The 16,676-nt window shown below is 72.9% G+C and carries 17 protein-coding genes; 14 read left to right on the forward strand and 3 right to left on the reverse strand.

Annotation, left to right across the window (positions count from 1 at the left end):
* Positions 1-98 precede the first annotated feature (98 nt).
* Positions 99-857 carry a DUF4352 domain-containing protein gene (locus ACWGL3_RS23685; protein WP_452461800.1) on the reverse strand — a complete coding sequence of 253 codons (759 nt, stop codon included), beginning with the start codon at positions 855-857 and terminating at the stop codon, positions 99-101.
* Positions 858-1,336: 479 nt separating this feature from the next.
* Here ACWGL3_RS23685 and ACWGL3_RS23690 point away from each other — a divergent pair, with 479 nt between their 5' ends.
* On the forward strand, positions 1,337-2,677 hold the full coding sequence (locus tag ACWGL3_RS23690; protein ID WP_267946640.1) for a glycerophosphodiester phosphodiesterase: 1,341 nt from the start codon (positions 1,337-1,339) through the stop codon (positions 2,675-2,677).
* Positions 2,678-2,801: 124 nt separating this feature from the next.
* Here ACWGL3_RS23690 and ACWGL3_RS23695 read toward each other — a convergent pair whose 3' ends face one another.
* The gene (locus tag ACWGL3_RS23695; RefSeq protein ID WP_452461801.1) at positions 2,802-3,338 is read right to left on the reverse strand and encodes a DUF4352 domain-containing protein; all 537 of its coding nucleotides are present in this window, start codon (positions 3,336-3,338) and stop codon (positions 2,802-2,804) included.
* A 377-nt stretch (positions 3,339-3,715) separates the two neighbouring features.
* On the opposite strand from ACWGL3_RS23695, the gene ACWGL3_RS23700 reads away from it, so the two are divergent.
* From ACWGL3_RS23700 to ACWGL3_RS23735, 8 genes are all read left to right on the forward strand, one after another.
* Positions 3,716-4,078 carry a hypothetical protein gene (locus ACWGL3_RS23700; RefSeq protein ID WP_267946642.1) on the forward strand — a complete coding sequence of 121 codons (363 nt, stop codon included), beginning with the start codon at positions 3,716-3,718 and terminating at the stop codon, positions 4,076-4,078.
* The gene (locus tag ACWGL3_RS23705; protein ID WP_267946643.1) at positions 4,071-4,496 is read left to right on the forward strand and encodes a hypothetical protein; all 426 of its coding nucleotides are present in this window, start codon (positions 4,071-4,073) and stop codon (positions 4,494-4,496) included. The genes ACWGL3_RS23700 and ACWGL3_RS23705 overlap by 8 nt, the downstream gene beginning before the upstream one ends.
* 74 nt (positions 4,497-4,570) lie before the next feature.
* The gene (locus ACWGL3_RS23710) at positions 4,571-5,422 is read left to right on the forward strand and encodes a sulfurtransferase (protein ID WP_267946644.1); all 852 of its coding nucleotides are present in this window, start codon (positions 4,571-4,573) and stop codon (positions 5,420-5,422) included.
* Between the two features lie 220 nt (positions 5,423-5,642).
* Positions 5,643-6,248, forward strand: a complete 606-nt coding sequence (locus ACWGL3_RS23715; protein ID WP_267946645.1) for a DUF4178 domain-containing protein — start codon at positions 5,643-5,645, stop codon at positions 6,246-6,248.
* A gap of 7 nt (positions 6,249-6,255) precedes the next feature.
* Positions 6,256-6,789 (forward strand): DUF2617 family protein, encoded by a 534-nt coding sequence (locus ACWGL3_RS23720; RefSeq protein ID WP_452461802.1) that lies wholly within the window; start codon positions 6,256-6,258, stop codon positions 6,787-6,789.
* Entirely contained in the window at positions 6,786-7,133 is a 348-nt protein-coding gene (locus tag ACWGL3_RS23725; RefSeq protein ID WP_267946647.1) for a hypothetical protein, read from the forward strand. Before ACWGL3_RS23720 ends, ACWGL3_RS23725 begins: the two co-directional genes overlap by 4 nt.
* Positions 7,134-7,199: 66 nt before the next feature.
* Positions 7,200-7,628 carry a DUF350 domain-containing protein gene (locus ACWGL3_RS23730; RefSeq protein WP_267946648.1) on the forward strand — a complete coding sequence of 143 codons (429 nt, stop codon included), beginning with the start codon at positions 7,200-7,202 and terminating at the stop codon, positions 7,626-7,628.
* A 74-nt stretch (positions 7,629-7,702) separates the two neighbouring features.
* Entirely contained in the window at positions 7,703-9,268 is a 1,566-nt protein-coding gene (locus ACWGL3_RS23735) for a polyamine aminopropyltransferase (protein ID WP_267946649.1), read from the forward strand.
* 376 nt (positions 9,269-9,644) lie between these two features.
* Here ACWGL3_RS23735 and ACWGL3_RS23740 read toward each other — a convergent pair whose 3' ends face one another.
* Positions 9,645-10,103 carry a flavodoxin family protein gene (locus ACWGL3_RS23740; RefSeq protein ID WP_267946650.1) on the reverse strand — a complete coding sequence of 153 codons (459 nt, stop codon included), beginning with the start codon at positions 10,101-10,103 and terminating at the stop codon, positions 9,645-9,647.
* Positions 10,104-10,225: 122 nt separating this feature from the next.
* Between ACWGL3_RS23740 and ACWGL3_RS23745 the strand changes: the two genes are divergently transcribed.
* The 5 genes from ACWGL3_RS23745 (at position 10,226) to ACWGL3_RS23765 (ending at position 16,632) form a co-directional block, all read left to right on the forward strand.
* Positions 10,226-11,113: a hypothetical protein gene (locus ACWGL3_RS23745; RefSeq protein WP_452461803.1), complete on the forward strand. Its 888-nt coding sequence runs from the start codon at positions 10,226-10,228 to the stop codon at positions 11,111-11,113.
* A gap of 363 nt (positions 11,114-11,476) precedes the next feature.
* Positions 11,477-12,319, forward strand: a complete 843-nt coding sequence (locus ACWGL3_RS23750) for a nitrilase-related carbon-nitrogen hydrolase (RefSeq protein ID WP_267946652.1) — start codon at positions 11,477-11,479, stop codon at positions 12,317-12,319.
* 16 nt (positions 12,320-12,335) lie between these two features.
* Positions 12,336-13,742 carry a dihydropyrimidinase gene (hydA, locus tag ACWGL3_RS23755; protein WP_267946653.1) on the forward strand — a complete coding sequence of 469 codons (1,407 nt, stop codon included), beginning with the start codon at positions 12,336-12,338 and terminating at the stop codon, positions 13,740-13,742.
* 19 nt (positions 13,743-13,761) lie between these two features.
* The gene (locus ACWGL3_RS23760) at positions 13,762-14,769 is read left to right on the forward strand and encodes a TIGR03842 family LLM class F420-dependent oxidoreductase (protein ID WP_267946654.1); all 1,008 of its coding nucleotides are present in this window, start codon (positions 13,762-13,764) and stop codon (positions 14,767-14,769) included.
* Positions 14,770-15,066: 297 nt separating this feature from the next.
* The gene (locus ACWGL3_RS23765) at positions 15,067-16,632 is read left to right on the forward strand and encodes an NCS1 family nucleobase:cation symporter-1 (protein ID WP_267946655.1); all 1,566 of its coding nucleotides are present in this window, start codon (positions 15,067-15,069) and stop codon (positions 16,630-16,632) included.
* Positions 16,633-16,676 lie beyond the last annotated feature (44 nt).

Consider the following 16,676-nt stretch of genomic DNA (forward strand, 5'->3'; position numbering starts at 1 on the left):
CCATGGCGAGGAGCTGCTGGCGGCATGCGATCTCGACGAGGAGGCGGTTGATGAGCCGCCGGGCGCGGCCGGGGCGTTCCGCCGTTCGTCCGGTCGGGTCAGCCGACCGGGATGACGATCGGCTCCTCCATCCCGAAGCTCGGGTCGAACCGGAGCTCGGTGACGGTCACCTCGCCCACCGTGGCGAGCTGCCCGGAGATGCTGTCCCCGGGAGCGACGGACACGGCTTCCATCTGGGTGATGTCGGCGAAGATCGTCTCGGCCCAGTCGGAGCGCTCCGTGCCGTCGTCCAGCACGAAGGTGAAGTAGATCGGGTTGACGTCCAGGGCCTCGGACGAGTCGTTGGTGATCTCGACGTCCACCACGGTGTAGGTGGTGTCGTCGATGACGTCGCCGGCGGTGCCGCTCTGCGTGGCGCTGGCGGTGATGCCGCCCTGCTCGACGGGAGCCTCCTCCTCGGTCGGCTGGGACTCGGTCTCGCCCGCCGACTCCTCCGGGGAGGAGGACGTGGTGGGCTGCGTGACCGGTTCGTCGCCCCCCGACAGGGAGGCGACGATGACCATGAGCACGATGGCGATGATCACCACGCCGAGACAGCCGCCGACCCCGATGCCGACCTTGGCGCCGGTGGACATGCCCTTCTTGGGCGGCTCGCCGTAGGGGGGCTGGCCGCCGGGGGGCATGTCGTAGGGCGGCTGGCCACCGTAGGGCGGCTGACCGCCGGGGGGCCCGCCGTAGGGGGGCTGACCCCCGGTGGGGCCTCCGTAGGGAGGTTGGCCGCCGGTGGGGCCTCCGTAGGGAGGCTGGCCGCCGTAGGGCGGCTGCTGAGGGCCCGAGGGGTACTGGGGATAGGACACGGGGGTACTCCGGCTCTCGTGCACGATGCGGTGGAAGGGGAAGCGCCGCCTACACCGTGCACCGTCGGGTGAACACGTGCGGCTGCGAGGACAATATCCGACATGACCGCATCGCGTTCGCGCTGCTCCCCTGCCCGGCCCGTCCGGTTCCGGACACGGACGCGGGCGGGAGCCCCGGCGCCCCGGACGTATCCGGCCGGACCCCGGTGGCGGACACGGTGCGGCACGGTGTTCGATGCCGCCCGCCCCTGTGAGGTTCTCCACTGCCGCGCCCCGCTCCTGGGGCCCGCCGGTCCGGCCCCGGGTCCGCTCCGCGGTCCGCCGTGCCCGGCGGCCGGTCGCGCCGCGGGCCGGTCGCGCCGCGGGCGTCGTGGGCTGCGGGGAAGGCGCCCCGCCCGTGCGCCCCGCCGCCCCGCCGCCCCGCCGCGGGGGCGCGCGTCGTAGGTTGTTCGCGGCCCCCACCCCCTGAGGAGACGCCCGTGCTGATCGACCACCTGTCCTGGCCGCTGGCCGTCGCCCACCGCGGCGCCCGGTCGACCGCCCCCGAGAACACCCTGGAGGCCGTGGCGGCGGCGATCGACGCCGGGTCGGACCTGATCGAGGTCGACGTCCACCTCGCCGCCGACGGGTCGCTGGTCCTGTGCCACGACACGACCCTGCGCCGGACGCACGGCGTCGCCCTGCCCGTGGCCGGGCTGACCGCCACGGCGGTGAAGAGGTGGCCCGTCCGATCGGCGTCCCGGCTCGGGCTGACCGGGTGGCCGGACGTGCCCACCGTCACCCTCAACGAGGTGTTCGCCCGCTTCGCCCGTGCCCCGGTCGCCTGGCTGATCGAGGCCAAGTACCCGCCCGCCCCGACCGGGGCCCTGCTCGACGCCGTCGGCGACGCCATCGTGGACCACGTGTTCCGCTGGGACCTGGCCGGCTCGGTGATCGTCCAGTCGTTCCAGCGGCGTCCCGGGCTGCGCGCCGTCGCCGCCGGGCTCCCGGCCGGGTACATCGAGACCGCCGGCGGCAGCAACCCCCGCGAGCTCGCCGACCAGGGCTTCGACTACTACGGGATGCGCAAGGACGCCCCGCCCGAACGCATCGCGGCGGCGGCCGACGCCGGGCTGCGCCCCCTCGTCTACACGATCAACCGGCGCAGCGAGCGGGACGCCGCGCTCGCGGCCGGTGCGGCCGGGATCGTCACCGACGACCCCCTCTACCTGGCCGGACGCGCGCCGGGCCCGGACCTGTACGCCCTGGGCACCTGGCCGCACGGCCACCTGCCCTCACCGGTGAACCCGGTCACGGGCGTGCTCACCGGCTCGGCCCTGGAGCTGGCGCCCGCGCGGATGGAGGCGGGGGTGCCGGGGAACTACACCGCTGCCGTGCTCGGCTCGCTCAGCCACGAGGCGCCGCCGGAGTCGTGGACGTGGGACGTGCGGGTCGCCCTCCTGGAGGCGACGAGCGCCACCCGGTCCGCGCAGGTCCAGTTCTGCATGGGGTCGGACGTGGGCTACCACGACGACGACCACGGCCGCGTCGACTGCTACAACGTCCTGCTGCGGCCGAACGGGACGCTCGACCTCTACGCGGCGGCCGACGGCGCCGGGGTCCGCATCGCGACAGCGACGGGTCCGGCCGTGCCCGTGTCCGCGACGGACCCGGTGTACGTGCCTCTGCGCATCGAGGTCTCCCCCACGCACGTGGGCGTCAGCCGCCTGGACGCCTCCGGGGTCGTGGCCGCGGCCGCCGACCCCCGGTTCCGGGGCGGGTACGTGGGCGTCGGGGTCCGCTCCGTCAGGGCGCGCTTCGTGCCGGGGGCCCGGGCCTGACCGTGCCGGCGCGGGAGCGCCCGGGCTGCGGACCTGGCGTCCCCGCCCGTTCGGGCGGGGGCGGTCGCCCCGGTCGGAGGCGTACGGGCCCCGGTCGCGTGCGCGGCAGGGGCCCGTACGGGTCCTACCCGACCTCGGCGACGACCGGGTCGCCCAGGCCGAGGATGTCCCCCATCTCGACGGTGGCCACGTCGACCTCGCCGACGAGGGCGATCTGCCCGGAGGCCCGCTGGCCGGGCTGGAGGGTGACGGCGTCGATGGGGTCGATGGGGTCGAAGATCGTGTCGGCCCAGTCGCTCACGACGGTGCCGTCGGAGAGGACGGCCGTGAAGTTGATCGGGTTCACGTCGACGGGCTCGTCCGAGTCGTTGACGACCTCGACGTCGATCGCGGTGTAGGTCGTGCTGTCGATGGTGTCGCCGACGGTGCCGGCGTGGGTGGCCGTCATCGTCACGCCGGTCTCCTCGGCGGGCTCCTCCTCGGCGGGTTCCGCCTCCGAGGCCTCGTCGGCCTCCTCGGTGGTGGCGCTCACGGCGGGCGGCGGGGCGTCTGCCTCGGTGTCCGAGGTGACGGCGGCGACGCAGCCGGCCATGAGGAGGAGGATCAGCAGGACGCCGGCGCAGCCGCCGCAGCCGAGGCCGATCTTCGCTCCGGTGGACATCCCCTGCTTCGGGGGCTGGGGCGGGGGGACGGACTGTCCATAGGGTCCGTAGGACATGGGGGAGCTCCGAGTCTGTGGGGGCAGAGCGGCGAGCGGGGGCCGCGGGGGTACCGAGCCCTGAGCGGGAGTGCGCGGCTGTTGGGAGAACCGTAGCCCCCGGACCGACCACGGGGCGCCTGTTGCGCGGGAGACGGCCGGATGTGGTCAGCGATCGGCGCCCGGGGCGGGGGCGTCGTGCCGACCGGCACGGCGTCCCCGCCCGTTCGGGCTCCCCGGTTGGCACGGGGGCCGACCGGAGTACTACGCTGTGTCGTAGACAAGTGTGGTGTGCGGACCGCTGACATGGGCGGACGCGGCGGAGTGCGAGCGGAGGCGGCGTGGTCGACTGGCTGACCATGACGATTCAGATGGTGTCGCTGGCGATGGCCGGCTGGTGCCTCGTCTCGACCTTCCGCGACCGGCCGATGGTGGTCCCCCACCTGGTCGGCATGGGCGTCCTGTGGCTGCTCGTGCTCGGACAGGTGGGCGCCTCCGTGGCCGCCATGGTCGGCGGCGACCGCCCCGCCGAGACGGCGATGTACGTGTCCTACCTGGCGACGGTGGCGCTGCTGCCGCCCGCGTGCGCCGTGTGGGGCTTCATGGAGCGGAGCAAGTGGGGCCCCGCGGTGATCGCCTTCGCGTGCCTGATCCTGCCCGTCCTGTTCGTCCGCCTGGAACAGCTCTGGAGCCCCGTTGCCTGAGACGTCCGCGCCCACCGCGGCCAAGACCCTGCGCACCGGCCCCGGCCGGCTCCTCGTCGCCGTGTACGGGGTGTTCGCGCTGGCCGCGACCGCCCGCGGGAGCTACCAGCTGGCCACGCGGTTCGACGAGGCGCCCGCGGCCTACGCGCTGTCGCTGTTCGCCGGGATCGTCTACCTGGTGGCGGCGGTGGGCCTGGCCCGTGCGGGGCGGACCTCGCGCCGGGTCGCCCTGGTCTCGTGCGCCGTCGAGATGGCGGGCGTCCTCGTGGTGGGGACGGCGAGCGTGTTCTGGCCGTCCGTCTTCCCCGAGGACACCGTGTGGTCCGGCTTCGGCAGCGGCTACCTGTTCATCCCGCTCGTGCTGCCGGCCCTGGGGCTGTGGTGGATCCTGCGGGTGCACCGCATGGACCGGGACTGACCGGGCCGGTCCCGCCCCCGGGACGGGGACCCGGTTCCGTGTGCGGCGGGCGGCGGCCGGTTAGGCTGTCGCCCATGTCAGAACCCTCGTCCCTCCCGGTGGCCGTGTCGGCCGACTGGCTCCGCGAGCACCGCGACCAGGTGGTCCTCGTCGACTCCCGCTGGTACCTCGACGGCCGTTCCGGCCGTGACGCCTACCGCGCCGGGCACCTGCCCGGCGCCGTCTTCGCCGACGTGGACACCGACCTCGCCGCCCCGGCTGGCCCCGGGGTCGGCCGCCACCCGCTGCCCTCGCCCGAGGACTTCGCCGAGGCGCTGGGCCGCCTCGGCGTCGGGGACTCCGCCCGGGTGGTCGCCTACGACGACGCCGGGGGTTCCGTGGCCGCCCGCCTGGTGTGGATGCTCCGCGCCCTGGGAACCCCTGCCGCGTTCCTCGACGGAGGCATGCGGACGTGGACCGGCGGCCTGGAGGAGGGGGAGACCGTACCTTTGCCCGTGCACCGGACGGCGCGGCCCTGGCCCTCCGAACTGGTGGTGGACACCGACACCGTCCTGGCGGAGACCGGTGAACCCGGCGACCTGCTCGTCGACGCCCGCGCCTACGCCCGCTTCACCGGCGAGCGGCCCGCGCCGGTGGACGCCCGCCCCGGGCACGTACCGGGCGCCCGCAGCGCCGAGTGGACGGCGAACCTGGACGGCGACGGCCTCCTCGCCGCACCGGAGGTCCTGCGCGAGCGCTTCGCCTCCCTGGGCGCCGACTCCGCCAGGACTATCACCGCGTACTGCGGTTCGGGGGTCACCGCGTGCCACGACCTGCTGGCCCTCGAACACGCGGGGTACGCCGGCGCCCGCCTGTACCCGGGATCCTGGAGCCGGTGGGGCGGGGACGACTCGCTCCCCGCGGAGACCGGCGACCCCCGCGCCTGACGGGCCGTCCGGTCCCGGCGGCCCGCCCCGCGGGCGGCCGGCGCCGTCCCGGACCGACCACGCACCGTCGTGACCTGTCGCGATCCGGTCTCGGAAGGAACCGGCGCCCCCTGTGCGGCGTCCGACCCGTCAGTAGGATTGCCCCGCCCGGGGAACGACGCGGCCGGGGCACAACCGACAACCCGCCCCCGCACCCCGCTCCACCGCGAAACGAGGAACCTTGTCCGTCGAACTCGTTCTGCTGTTCATCCTCCTCATCGTCGCCGCCGTGGCCGGCGTCCTGATCTACCTCCAGCGCTCCAAACAGCGGCAGGCGGCGCCCCCGCCGCCCGCGGCGCCCCGGGACCCCTTCGCCGACCAGGGCGACAGCGCCGCCGGGGACCCCCGCTCCATCAAGGCCGGCGACATGATCGACTGGGGCGCCGAGCGGACGTGGATCCGCGGCACCCTGCGCCTGTCCGAGGGCGGCTACGTCTGGTCCGAGCACTTCCTGGAGGTCGAGGGCGGCAAGCGCTGGCTCTCGGTCGAGGAGGATCCGGACGTGGAGCTCGCCCTGTGGTCCGGACGCCCGGACCTGGATCTGACCCCGCACAGCAAGACCATCGAACTGGAGGGCGTCACCTACCGCCTCCAGGAGAAGGGCAGCGGCTCCTACCGCTCCGAGGGCACCACAGGCCTCAAGGCGCAGGGCGGCCTCGACTACGCCGACTACGAGTCCTCGGACGGCAGGCTCCTGTCGTTCGAGCGGTTCGACCACGGCGGCTGGGAGGCCAGCACCGGCACCAAGGTCGCCCCCGGCACGTTCACCATCTACCCCGGGAGCTGATCCGCACGTGCGCGCGAGCATCAGCGCCCCCTTCGTCGACACCGGCGCGGACGACCTGGTCTGGACCCTGGGGCATCCGCCGACCGAGCCGCTGGCCTCCCGCTCCCTCCGGGTGGCGGGCGCCCGGGTCGAACTGCGCGTGCTGGGGGCCTCGCACCAGGTCGTCGTCGCGCCGGATTCCGGCGGAGGAGCCCTGGTGGAGACGGTCGCCTGCCTGCCCGGCCTGCCGGGCGGGCTCCCCGGACGCGCGGAACGCCCGGACCGGGGCGGCTACCGTTTCAACTCCCTCGTGGAGTCCCTCGCGCGCGACGAACTGGCCGACCGCGTGGAACGGCTCCACCGCGAGGTGGCCGATTCCCCCGGCGGACTCCTCGTCGCCTTCCCCGGCGACCCCCTGGCGATCACCGCCCTGCACCTGACCCCTCTCGGCGGTTCTCCCCTCGGCTGGCGCACCTGGCACGCCTATCCGCAGACAGGCGAACTGGTGACGACCACCTCGACGATGACCACTCCCCCCAGTCCGGAGAGATCCGCACCATGAACGCACACGAGGAAACCCACGAGAACAGGAACAAGATCATCACGGTGGTCGTCGTCGTCGGCGTCATCCTCCTGATCCTCATCCTGCTGAGCGCCTGCAACAACAACAGCAACAACTACTGCCCCGACGACGACGTCGTCGCCGTGGAGGGCTATGACGACGACGACTGCGAGGGGTCCTCGTCGGGCTCCGGCGGTGGCGGCGGTTTCTTCTTCTTCGGCGGAACCGGCGGCGGCTACCGGAACGACAACAGCAGCAGCTACAACAGCGGCAGCAACAACTACCGGAACGACAACGGCAGCGGCAGCAGCTACCGCGGCGGCGGCAGCAGCTTCGGCAAGTAGTCCCCGCGCCCCCGGGAGCCCCGCGACCGACAACCCGACGACGTCACCCCCTACACGGACAGGACCATGAACGAGATCCTCTTCAACTCCCTCGCAGCCCTCGCCTACGGCGGTGTGGGTATCGCCATCCTCGTGGCGGGCTACCTGATCACCGACCTGCTCACCCCCGGCAAGCTGCACCAGCTGATCTGGGAGAACCGCAACCGCAACGCCGTGCTGCTCGTGTCCGCGAACACGCTGGGCTCGGCCATCATCGTCACGTCGGCGATCCTGTCCAGCGACTCGGAGATGGGCCTGGGCGCCGGCCTGCTCTCGGCCGCGGTCTACGGTGTGATCGGCCTGGGCGTCATGGCCCTGTCGTTCCTGCTGATCGACCTCATCATCCCGGCCAAGATCGCCCAGATCATCAGCAACGACGAGCCGCACCCGGCCACCTGGGTGAGCGCCACCGCGCACGTGTCGATCGCGCTCGTCGTGGCCGCCGCCCTCACCTGACGCCCCCGGGAGCGCAGGGCCCCTGACCCCGGCCACCGCCCCGCCCGCACCACCACCACACGAAGGCATCCGCGTTGACTGAGAACACGACCCGCGCCCGGCCAGGACTCCCGGTCCCCGCCAGGGCCGCCAGGTTCCTGGTACTGCTGGCGGTGTTCATCTGCGCGGCCTGCGGCCTGGTGTACGAGCTGGCGCTCGTCGCCATCGGCAGCTACCTGCTGGGAAACACCATCACCCAGGCCTCCGTGGTGCTGTCCGTGATGGTGTTCGCCATGGGCGTGGGGTCGCTGCTGTCCAAGCGCTTCCAGGCCAGTCCCGCGGTGTCGTTCGCGGTGATCGAGGGCCTGCTCTCCCTGGTCGGCGGCCTGTCGGTGCTCCTGCTGTACGGGGCCTTCGCCTGGTTCTCCGCCTACCAGCCCGCCCTGGTGGTGCTGTCGTTCGTCATCGGCCTGCTCATCGGCATGGAGATCCCCCTGCTGATGACGCTGATCCAGAGGATCCGCAGGCAGGAGGCCTCGGAGGCGGTCGCGGACCTGTTCGCGGCCGACTACGTGGGCGGGCTGATCGGCGGGCTGGCCTTCCCGTTCCTGCTGCTGCCCCTGCTGGGCCTGCCCCGGGGCGCGCTGGTGGTGGGGGCGCTGAACGCGGTGGTGGGCGTCGCGGTGGTGCTCTGGCTGTTCCGCTCGGAGCTGACCCGGCGCGCCTACGCGGGGCTGGGCCTCGGCCTGGCCGCCATCATCGCGGTGCTCGGCCTGGCCTACATGTACGCCGACCGGTTCGAGGTGGACGCCCGCCAGGCGCTGTACCGGGACCCGATCGTGCACGCGGAGCGCTCCGAGTACCAGGAGATCGTGCTCACGCGCTCTCTGGACGGCGAGGACGTGCGCATGTTCCTCAACGGGAGCCTCCAGTTCTCGACCCTGGACGAGTACCGCTACCACGAGTCGCTGATCCACCCCGCGATGGACGGCCCGCACGGAAACGTGCTGGTCCTGGGGGGCGGGGACGGCCTCGCCCTGCGGGAGGTCCTGGCCTACGACGACGTGTCCTCGGTGACGCTGGTGGACCTGGACCCGGCGGTGATCGAGCTGGCGTCCACGGACCCGGTGATCACGGAGCTGAACGGGGACTCGTTCGAGGACCCGAGGGTGGAGGTGGTCAACACCGACGCCTTCCAGTGGCTGCGGGAGAACGGGGAGGGCTTCGACGTGGTCGTCGCCGACCTGCCGGACGGCGACGACACCTCCACGTCCAAGCTGTACTCGGTGGAGTTCTACTCGCTCCTGCGGCACGCCCTCGCCGACGACGGCCGCCTGGTGGTGCAGGCGGGTTCGCCGTTCTTCGCGCCCGACGCCTTCTGGAGCGTGGACCGCTCGCTGGAGGAGGCGGGGTTCTCGACCACCCCGTACAACGTGGACGTGCCGAGTTTCGGGAACTGGGGGTTCTACCTGGCGGCCGTGGGGCCGGCGCCCGAGCTGGACGTGCCGGACGACGCTCCCCCGCTGCGGTTCCTGGACGAGCCGCTGCTGGACGCGGCGCAGGTCTTCCCGAGGGACCGGCGCGGGAGCGACGCCGAGGAGTCGACCCTGATGCACCCCCGGGTGATGGCCTACCACCAGGGCGCCTGGCGCGGTTACTGACGCCGCGCCGCCCCCCGGGGGCGCGGGGCCGGGGCGGCCCCGGCGCGCCCTCCCGTGGAGTGGACACCGCGCGGCCTGGAACTGTGGGCCAGTGGGCGGCCACGCGGTGGGTCTGTGCGGGGGCGGACGCCGAACCGGACGTTCGCACGTCGGCCCGCGACCGGGTCCATCCTGTCCCGGGGGCGGGCTTCCACGGGGTCGCCACGCCGCCCCGGTCCCCGCGCAGGCCAACCCCTTACCCAGACTTACCGCCCCTTTTCCGACAGGAGCCGGGAGGGGCGTCCGGCGTTCCGGTCGGGCCGCCGGCCGTCGCACGTCCGGTCCGGGCGTGGGACGGCCCGGCCCCTCGTGCGGAAGGACGCGGCCGGTCCCCGGGTCAGCCCCTCTCCTGGGCGGCGAGGGCGGTGACGGCGCCCAGCTCCCAGCATGCCTCGCGGGCGGCGGCGTCGGGGCTGCCGTGGACGGTGACCGGGGGCCGGTGGCGCTCCCATCCGATGCCCTTCGCGATGGACTCCACCGCGCGGACGGCTCCGGCGGTGTCGTTGTCCCCGTGCACGTAGAGGGAGTAGGGCAGCCCCTCTGTCTCCCCTTGGGCCGGGTAGAACACCGTGTCGAAGAAGTGCTTGAGCGCACCGGACATGTAGCCGATGTTGGCCGGGGTCCCCAGGACCAGCGCGTCGGCCCCGAGCAGGTCGCTGACGGTCGCGGACAGTGCCGCCTTCGACCGCACCTCCACCCCTTCGATATCGTCGTCGCGGGCACCGTCGAGCACGGCCCCCAACATCTCCCGGGTGGCGGGTGAGACCGTGTGGTGAACGATGAGAAGTCGTGCCATGCCCCCACAGTAGGCAGTCGAACGCGTCTGGAACTGTCGGCCTCCGGCCGGCGTCACACTCAGCACGGGCAAGACGGCCCGGCCGCCTCCCGACCCGCCCGCAGCAGAAAGCCAGGACCTCCATGAGTCAGCCTCCTCCCCCGAACGGCCCGTACCAGGGACCTCCGACCGGTGGCCAGCCGCCCATGGGCCCTCCCCCGCCGGGTGGGCCCTACGGCCCCGGCGGCCCGTCCGACGGCTACCCCTCCGGGCCCTACGGCCCTCCCGGGGGTGACCCCTACGGTCCCCCCGGCGGTGACCCGTCCGGACCCTACGGCCCTCCCGGCGGCGACCCGTACGGTCCCCCCGGCGGCGACCCCTACGGCCCTCCCGGCGGAGGCCCGTACGGCCACCCCGGCGGACCGGGCGGGCCCTACGGCCCCGGCGGCCCCCAGCCCCCCTACGGCCCCGGCCCGCAGGGGCCGAAGAAGAGCTCCCCGTGGCTGTGGGTCGGCCTGGGCTGCGGCGGCCTGTTCGTCATCGGCGTCATCCTCGTGGTGCTCATCGCCTTCGTCTTCAACGACAGGGACGAGTCGGGCGGCACCTCCACGACGGTCACGACCGAGAGCCCCAGCGAGGGCTCGGGCGAGTCCGGCGGCGGTACCGGCGAGACCGTCGAGCACAACGGCATCCTCTACACGATCACCGGCACCGAGGTCACCGACGAGGTCGGCGGTTACACCGCCGACGGCGAGTACGTCATCGTGCACCTCGACGTGGCCTACGCCGGCACCGACACGTTCTGGCGCGACGAGCAGCACCTGTACACGTCCTCCGGCGAGCAGTTCGAGGAGGACTACGACGCCACCGGCACGCTCGGCGACTCCATGTGGAGCGAGCTGCCCAGCGACGGCACCCCGGTGAGCCTGAGCATCGTCTTCGACGTGCCCGCGGCCGCCGACATCACCCACATCGGGCTGAGCTCGGAGACGTACGGCGGGGACGAGATCGAGGTCGAGCTCAGTCCCTGACCCGCACCCTCCCCCCGGGTACGGGGCCGAGCGTGAACGGGGCCGTCGGAATCCCTTCCGGCGGCCCCTCGCCGTGTCCGCCGGAGACATGTGCGGTTCTCTGAATTTTCTCGGGAAAACGGCGCGAAACCTGTGTTTTCCTCCGAATTGTTTTCACCCGGAAATGCCATTACGCCCCTGTTGTGCACGATGAGAAAAACGGAAACACCGACTTATCACATGAACGGGGATGTCGAACGTTGACCCCCCGTTCCCCTCTTCTCTAAGGTGCGACTCTCACGCGCACCGCCCGCCGCGCCCACCGCACGACCACCGGCGCGAGCAGGGAGTACGCGGGCCCACCAGCCGAGGAGCGAGGGAACCATGCCGCACAACGTCCGCGCCGCGCTCGTCCAGACGGAATGGACGGGCGACACCGAGTCCGTGCTCGCGGCCCACGAGGAGTACGCGCGCGACGCGGCGGCGCAGGGCGCCCGGATCATCGGTTTCCAAGAGGTGTTCAACGCGCCCTACTTCTGCCAGGTGCAGGAGGCGGAGCACCACCGCTGGGCGGAGCCCGTCCCCGACGGCCCCACCGTCACCCGGTTCGCGGCCCTGGCCCGGGAGCTGGGCACCGTGATGGTGCTGCCGGTCTTCGAGGTCGAGAAGCCCGGCTTCTACTACAACACCGCCGCCGTCGTCGACGCGGACGGCTCCTACCTCGGCAAGTACCGCAAGCACCACATCCCGCAGGTCGAGGGCTTCTGGGAGAAGTACTACTTCCGTCCCGGCAACCTCGGCTGGCCCGTGTTCGACACCGCCGTCGGCCGCGTCGGGGTCTACATCTGCTACGACCGCCACTTCCCGGAGGGATGGCGGGCGCTCGGCCTGGCCGGGGCGCAGCTGGTGTACAACCCGTCCGCGACCAGCCGCGGCCTCTCCGGCCACCTGTGGAAGCTCGAACAGCCGGCCGCCGCGGTGGCCAACGCGTACTTCGTCGCCGCCATCAACCGCGTGGGCGTGGAGGAGTACGGCGACAACGACTTCTACGGAACCAGCTACTTCGTCGACCCGCGCGGGCAGTTCGTCGGCGATGTCGCCTCGGACACCTCACCGGAGCTGGTCGTCCGCGACCTCGACCTCGACCTGGTCGACCGGGTCCGGCAGCAGTGGGCGTTCTACCGGGACCGCCGCCCGGACGCCTACGGTCCGCTGGTCGAGGGCTGAGAGGGGGAGAAGAGCCGTGGAACGCACCGTCATCAGCGGCGGCCTGGTCGTCACCGCCTCCGAGGAGGTGGAGGCCGACGTCCTCGTCGAGGGGGAGCGGATCGCCGCCCTCGCCCTGCGCGGCAGCGAAACCGCACGCTCCTGGGCCGAGAGCGGAGCCCGCACCGTCGACGCCGCCGGCCACTACGTGGTCCCGGGCGGGGTCGACGGCCACACCCACATGGAGATGCCCTTCGGCGGCACCTACTCGGCCGACACCTTCGAGACGGGCACCCGCGCCGCCGCCTGGGGCGGAACCACCACCATCGTCGACTTCGCCGTCCAGGGCCGGGGGCGGTCCGTACGCGCCGGGGTGGACGAGTGGATGGCCAAGGCCGAGGGGAGGTGTGCGATCGACTACGCCTTCCACGCGATCCTGTCCGACGTCGACGAGTCCTCCCTGAGGGAGACGGACGCCCTGGTGGACGAGGGCGTGACCTCGTTCAAGCTGTTCATGGCCTATCCCGGCGTGTTCTACAGCGACGACGGCCAGATCCTCCGCGCCATGCAGCGCGGCGCGTCCAACGGCGCGCTGACCATGGTGCACGCCGAGAACGGCATCGCCATCGACGTGCTGGTCGAGCAGGCCCTCGCCGAGGGCAGGACCGACCCCCGCCACCACGGGGAGGTGCGCAAGGCCCTGCTGGAGTCGGAGGCCACCCACCGCGCCGTCCAGCTCGCCCGCGTCGCCGGATCGCCCCTGTACGTGGTGCACGTGTCCGCCCGGGAGGCCGTGGAGGAACTGGTCCGGGCCCGCGACATGGGCCTCAACGTGTTCGGGGAGACCTGCCCGCAGTACCTGTTCCTGTCCACCGACAACCTGGCCGAGCCGGGCTTCGAGGGCGCCAAGTACGTGTGCTCCACGCCGCTGCGCCCGCGGGAGCACCAGGAGCACCTGTGGCGGGCCCTGCGCACGAACGACCTGTCCGTCGTCTCCACCGACCACTGCCCGTTCTGTTTCAGCGGGCAGAAGGACCTGGGCGTCGGCGACTTCTCCAAGATCCCCAACGGCATGCCCGGGGTGGAGCACAGGATGGACCTGCTGCACCAGGCGGTGGTGGAGGGCCGCATCGACCGGCGCAGGTGGATCGAGATCGCCTGCGCCACCCCGGCCCGCATGTTCGGCCTCTACCCGTCCAAGGGCACGATCTCGCCCGGCGCGGACGCCGACATCGTCGTCTACGACCCGCGCGCGGAGCATGTCCTGTCGGCCGCGACCCACCACATGAACGTGGACTACTCGGCGTACGAGGGCAGACGGGTCACCGGGAGGGCGCGCACGGTCCTCTCGCGCGGCCGCGTCGTCGTGGACGGCGGCGCCTACCTGGGTGAGGCCGGCCACGGCCGGTACGTGCCCCGCTCCACCTGCCAGTACCTGATCTGACCGCCCGAGGGGACACGACATGGACTTCGGACTCGTCCTCCAGACCGACCCGCCCGCCGACCTGCTGGTCGAGCGGATGGTGCGCGCCGAGGCCTACGGCTTCACCCACGGGTGGACCTTCGACTCGGTCGTGCTCTGGCAGGAGCCGTTCGTCATCTACAGCCGCATCCTGGAGCGCACCGAGCGCCTGGTCGTGGGACCGATGGTGACCAACCCGGGCACACGCGCGTGGGAGGTGACCGCGTCGCTGTTCGCCACCCTGAACGACATGTTCGGGAACCGGACGGTGTGCGGGATCGGCCGGGGCGACTCGGCGATGCGGGTGGCGGGGCGCAGGCCCGCGACGCTCGACCGCCTCTCCCTCGCGATGGGGGCGATCAAGGACCTGGCCGAGGGCCGGGAGGCGGAGGTGGACGGCACGCCCATGCGCCTGCCGTGGGTCCGCGGCGGCTCCCTGCCCGTGTGGATGGGCGCCTACGGTCCCAAGGCGCTGGACCTGGCGGGGCGCCGGGCCGACGGGTTCGTCCTCCAGCTGGCCGACCCGTACCTGACCGAGTGGATGGTCGCGGCGGTGCGGGCGGCCGCGGCCGGCGCCGGGCGCGACCCCGCGTCGGTGAAGGTGTGCGTGGCGGCCCCCGCCTACGTGACCGACGGCTCCCCGGAGGCGCTGGCGCACGCGCGCGAGCAGTGCCGGTGGTTCGGCGGGATGGTCGGCAACCACGTCGCCGACCTGGTCGCGCGGTACGGCGAGTCCGGCGCCGTACCGCAGGAGCTGACCGACTACATCCGGGCCCGCGAGGGGTACGACTACAGCCACCACGGCCGGGTGGACAACCCCGACACCCGGTTCGTCCCGGACGCGATCGTGGACCGGTTCTGCCTGGTGGGCCCGGTCGAGGAGCACGTCGCCAAGCTCGAACGGCTGCGGAGCGCCGGTGTGGACCAGTTCGCGGTCTACGCGATGCACGACGACGTGGACGGGGTCGTCGAGGCCTACGGCCGCGACGTGGTCCCCGCCCTCTCCTGAGGCCCGGGAGCACCTGGCCGGGCGGGCCGCGGGGAGGCGGACGGCGTCCCCGGGGCGCGGCCCGGCCACCCCGTCCGGGCCGCGCGCAGGCGCCCGCATGCCGTTCCGGCGCCTTGCGGGGCCCGGTTCCCGAGGCACGCGGGGAGACGTCGTCGCACCCCGGGTGACGTGCGAGGATATTCGGTGGCCTATGCACAATCCGGACTTTCCGTGCATACTGCCGGGCTCCGCCCCCGTGGACCCGGCGCCGCTCCCCCACCCCGCTCCCCACCCAGCACCACCGAAACCAGGTGTCCCGTGACCCAAGCCCCGCCGTCCCCGGAATCCGCCGTCGTCACCCATCCCGACGGACGCGTGTCCCTGGCGGAGGGCTCCGCCCTCCCCGAGAGCCCCTTCGTCAACGCCGACCTCCAGCCGGTCCCGATCTCCCGGCGCGACTGGGGCACCGGCAGCTTCACCGCCCTGTGGGTGAGCATGTCGGTCAGCATCCCGGCGTGGACCCTGGCCAGCGGCCTGATCGCGGCCGGCATGGACTGGCGGCAGGCGATGCTCGCCGTCGTCCTCGGCAACCTCGTCGTGCTGCTGCCGATGGTGCTGACCGGCCACGCCGGAGCCAAGTACGGCATCCCGTTCCCGGTGTTCGCCCGTGCCTCCTTCGGCCTGCGCGGCGCCAACCTGCCCGCGCTGCTGCGCGGCGCGGTAGCGTGCGGCTGGTACGGCATCCAGACATGGGTCGGCGGCCAGGGCGTGTACGTCCTCGTCGGTCGCCTGCTCGGCGACGGGTGGACCGGCGCCGCGCAGGTCGGCGGCAACCCGTGGACCCTGTGGCTGTCCTTCGGCCTGTTCTGGGCGGCCCAGCTCGCGATCATCCTGTGGGGCATGGAGGGCGTGCGCCGCGTCCAGGTGTGGGCCGCGCCGCTGATGGTCGTCGGAGGCCTGGCCCTGCTGGCGTGGATGGCCGTCGAGGCGGGCGGCGTCGCCCCGATGCTCTCCCTGGACTCCGGTGAGGCCCTGGACTGGGGCCCGTCCTTCTGGGCGCTGTTCTTCCCGTCCCTCATGGGCGTCATCGGCTACTGGGCGACCCTGACCCTGAACATCAGCGACTTCACCCGGTTCTCCGCGTCGCAGCGGGCCCAGGTCGTGGGCCAGACGCTCGGCCTGCCCACCACGATGACGCTGTTCTCCCTGCTGGCCGTGATGGTCACGGCGGGCACCGCCTCCGTGTACGGCGAGCCGCTGTGGAACCCGATCGACATCGTCGCGCAGATGGGCAGCGGGCTCGGCCTGCTCTTCGCGGTCTTCGTCGTGCTGCTCGCGACGGTGTCCACCAACATCGCCGCGAACCTGGTCGGCCCCGCCTACGACCTGGCCAACCTGAGGCCGAGGCTGATCAGCTTCCGCACCGGAGCGGTCATCACGTGCTTCCTCAGCGTCCTCATCTTCCCGTGGAGGCTGCTGGAGAACGAGAACGTGTACATCTTCACCTGGCTCGGCACCGTGGGCGGCGTCCTCGGCACGGTGGCGGGCATCCTGCTCGCCGACTACTGGCTGCTGCGCCGCACCAGGATGAACCTGGCCGCGCTGTACGAGCGCGGCTCGGAGTACTGGTACGCGCACGGGTGGAACTGGCGCGCCCTCGCGGCGTTCGGGATCGGCACAGTGCTCGCCGTGGGCGGATCGCACTCCCCCGAGGGCTCGGGCCCCTTCCCCGCCGACGGCCTGATCCCGGTCCTGGCCCCGCTGGCCGACTACGGCTGGCTGGTCGGGCTCGTCAGCGCGCTGCTGGTCCACTGGGCGCTGGGCGTGTTCCTGCCCGACCGGCGCGCCGGCGGCCGGCGGGCCGCGGAAGACCCCGCCGACTGACCGGACCGCCCCACAGGTCCCGGGGCCGCGCCGGTGTCCGGCGC

This window comes from Nocardiopsis sp. NPDC055824, assembly GCF_053616335.1.

What these genes read in the sequence shown, in the direction of transcription:
- ACWGL3_RS23695 (WP_452461801.1), bottom strand. Translation starts at nt 3,338, where the DNA reads ATGTCCACCGGAGCGAAGATCGGCCTCGGCTGCGGCGGCTGCGCCGGC.
- ACWGL3_RS23710 (WP_267946644.1), top strand. Translation starts at nt 4,571, where the DNA reads ATGTCAGAACCCTCGTCCCTCCCGGTGGCCGTGTCGGCCGACTGGCTC.
- ACWGL3_RS23725 (WP_267946647.1), top strand. Translation starts at nt 6,786, where the DNA reads ATGAACGCACACGAGGAAACCCACGAGAACAGGAACAAGATCATCACG.
- ACWGL3_RS23730 (WP_267946648.1), top strand. Translation starts at nt 7,200, where the DNA reads ATGAACGAGATCCTCTTCAACTCCCTCGCAGCCCTCGCCTACGGCGGT.
- ACWGL3_RS23740 (WP_267946650.1), bottom strand. Translation starts at nt 10,103, where the DNA reads ATGGCACGACTTCTCATCGTTCACCACACGGTCTCACCCGCCACCCGG.
- ACWGL3_RS23745 (WP_452461803.1), top strand. Translation starts at nt 10,226, where the DNA reads ATGAGTCAGCCTCCTCCCCCGAACGGCCCGTACCAGGGACCTCCGACC.
- ACWGL3_RS23750 (WP_267946652.1), top strand. Translation starts at nt 11,477, where the DNA reads ATGCCGCACAACGTCCGCGCCGCGCTCGTCCAGACGGAATGGACGGGC.
- ACWGL3_RS23760 (WP_267946654.1), top strand. Translation starts at nt 13,762, where the DNA reads ATGGACTTCGGACTCGTCCTCCAGACCGACCCGCCCGCCGACCTGCTG.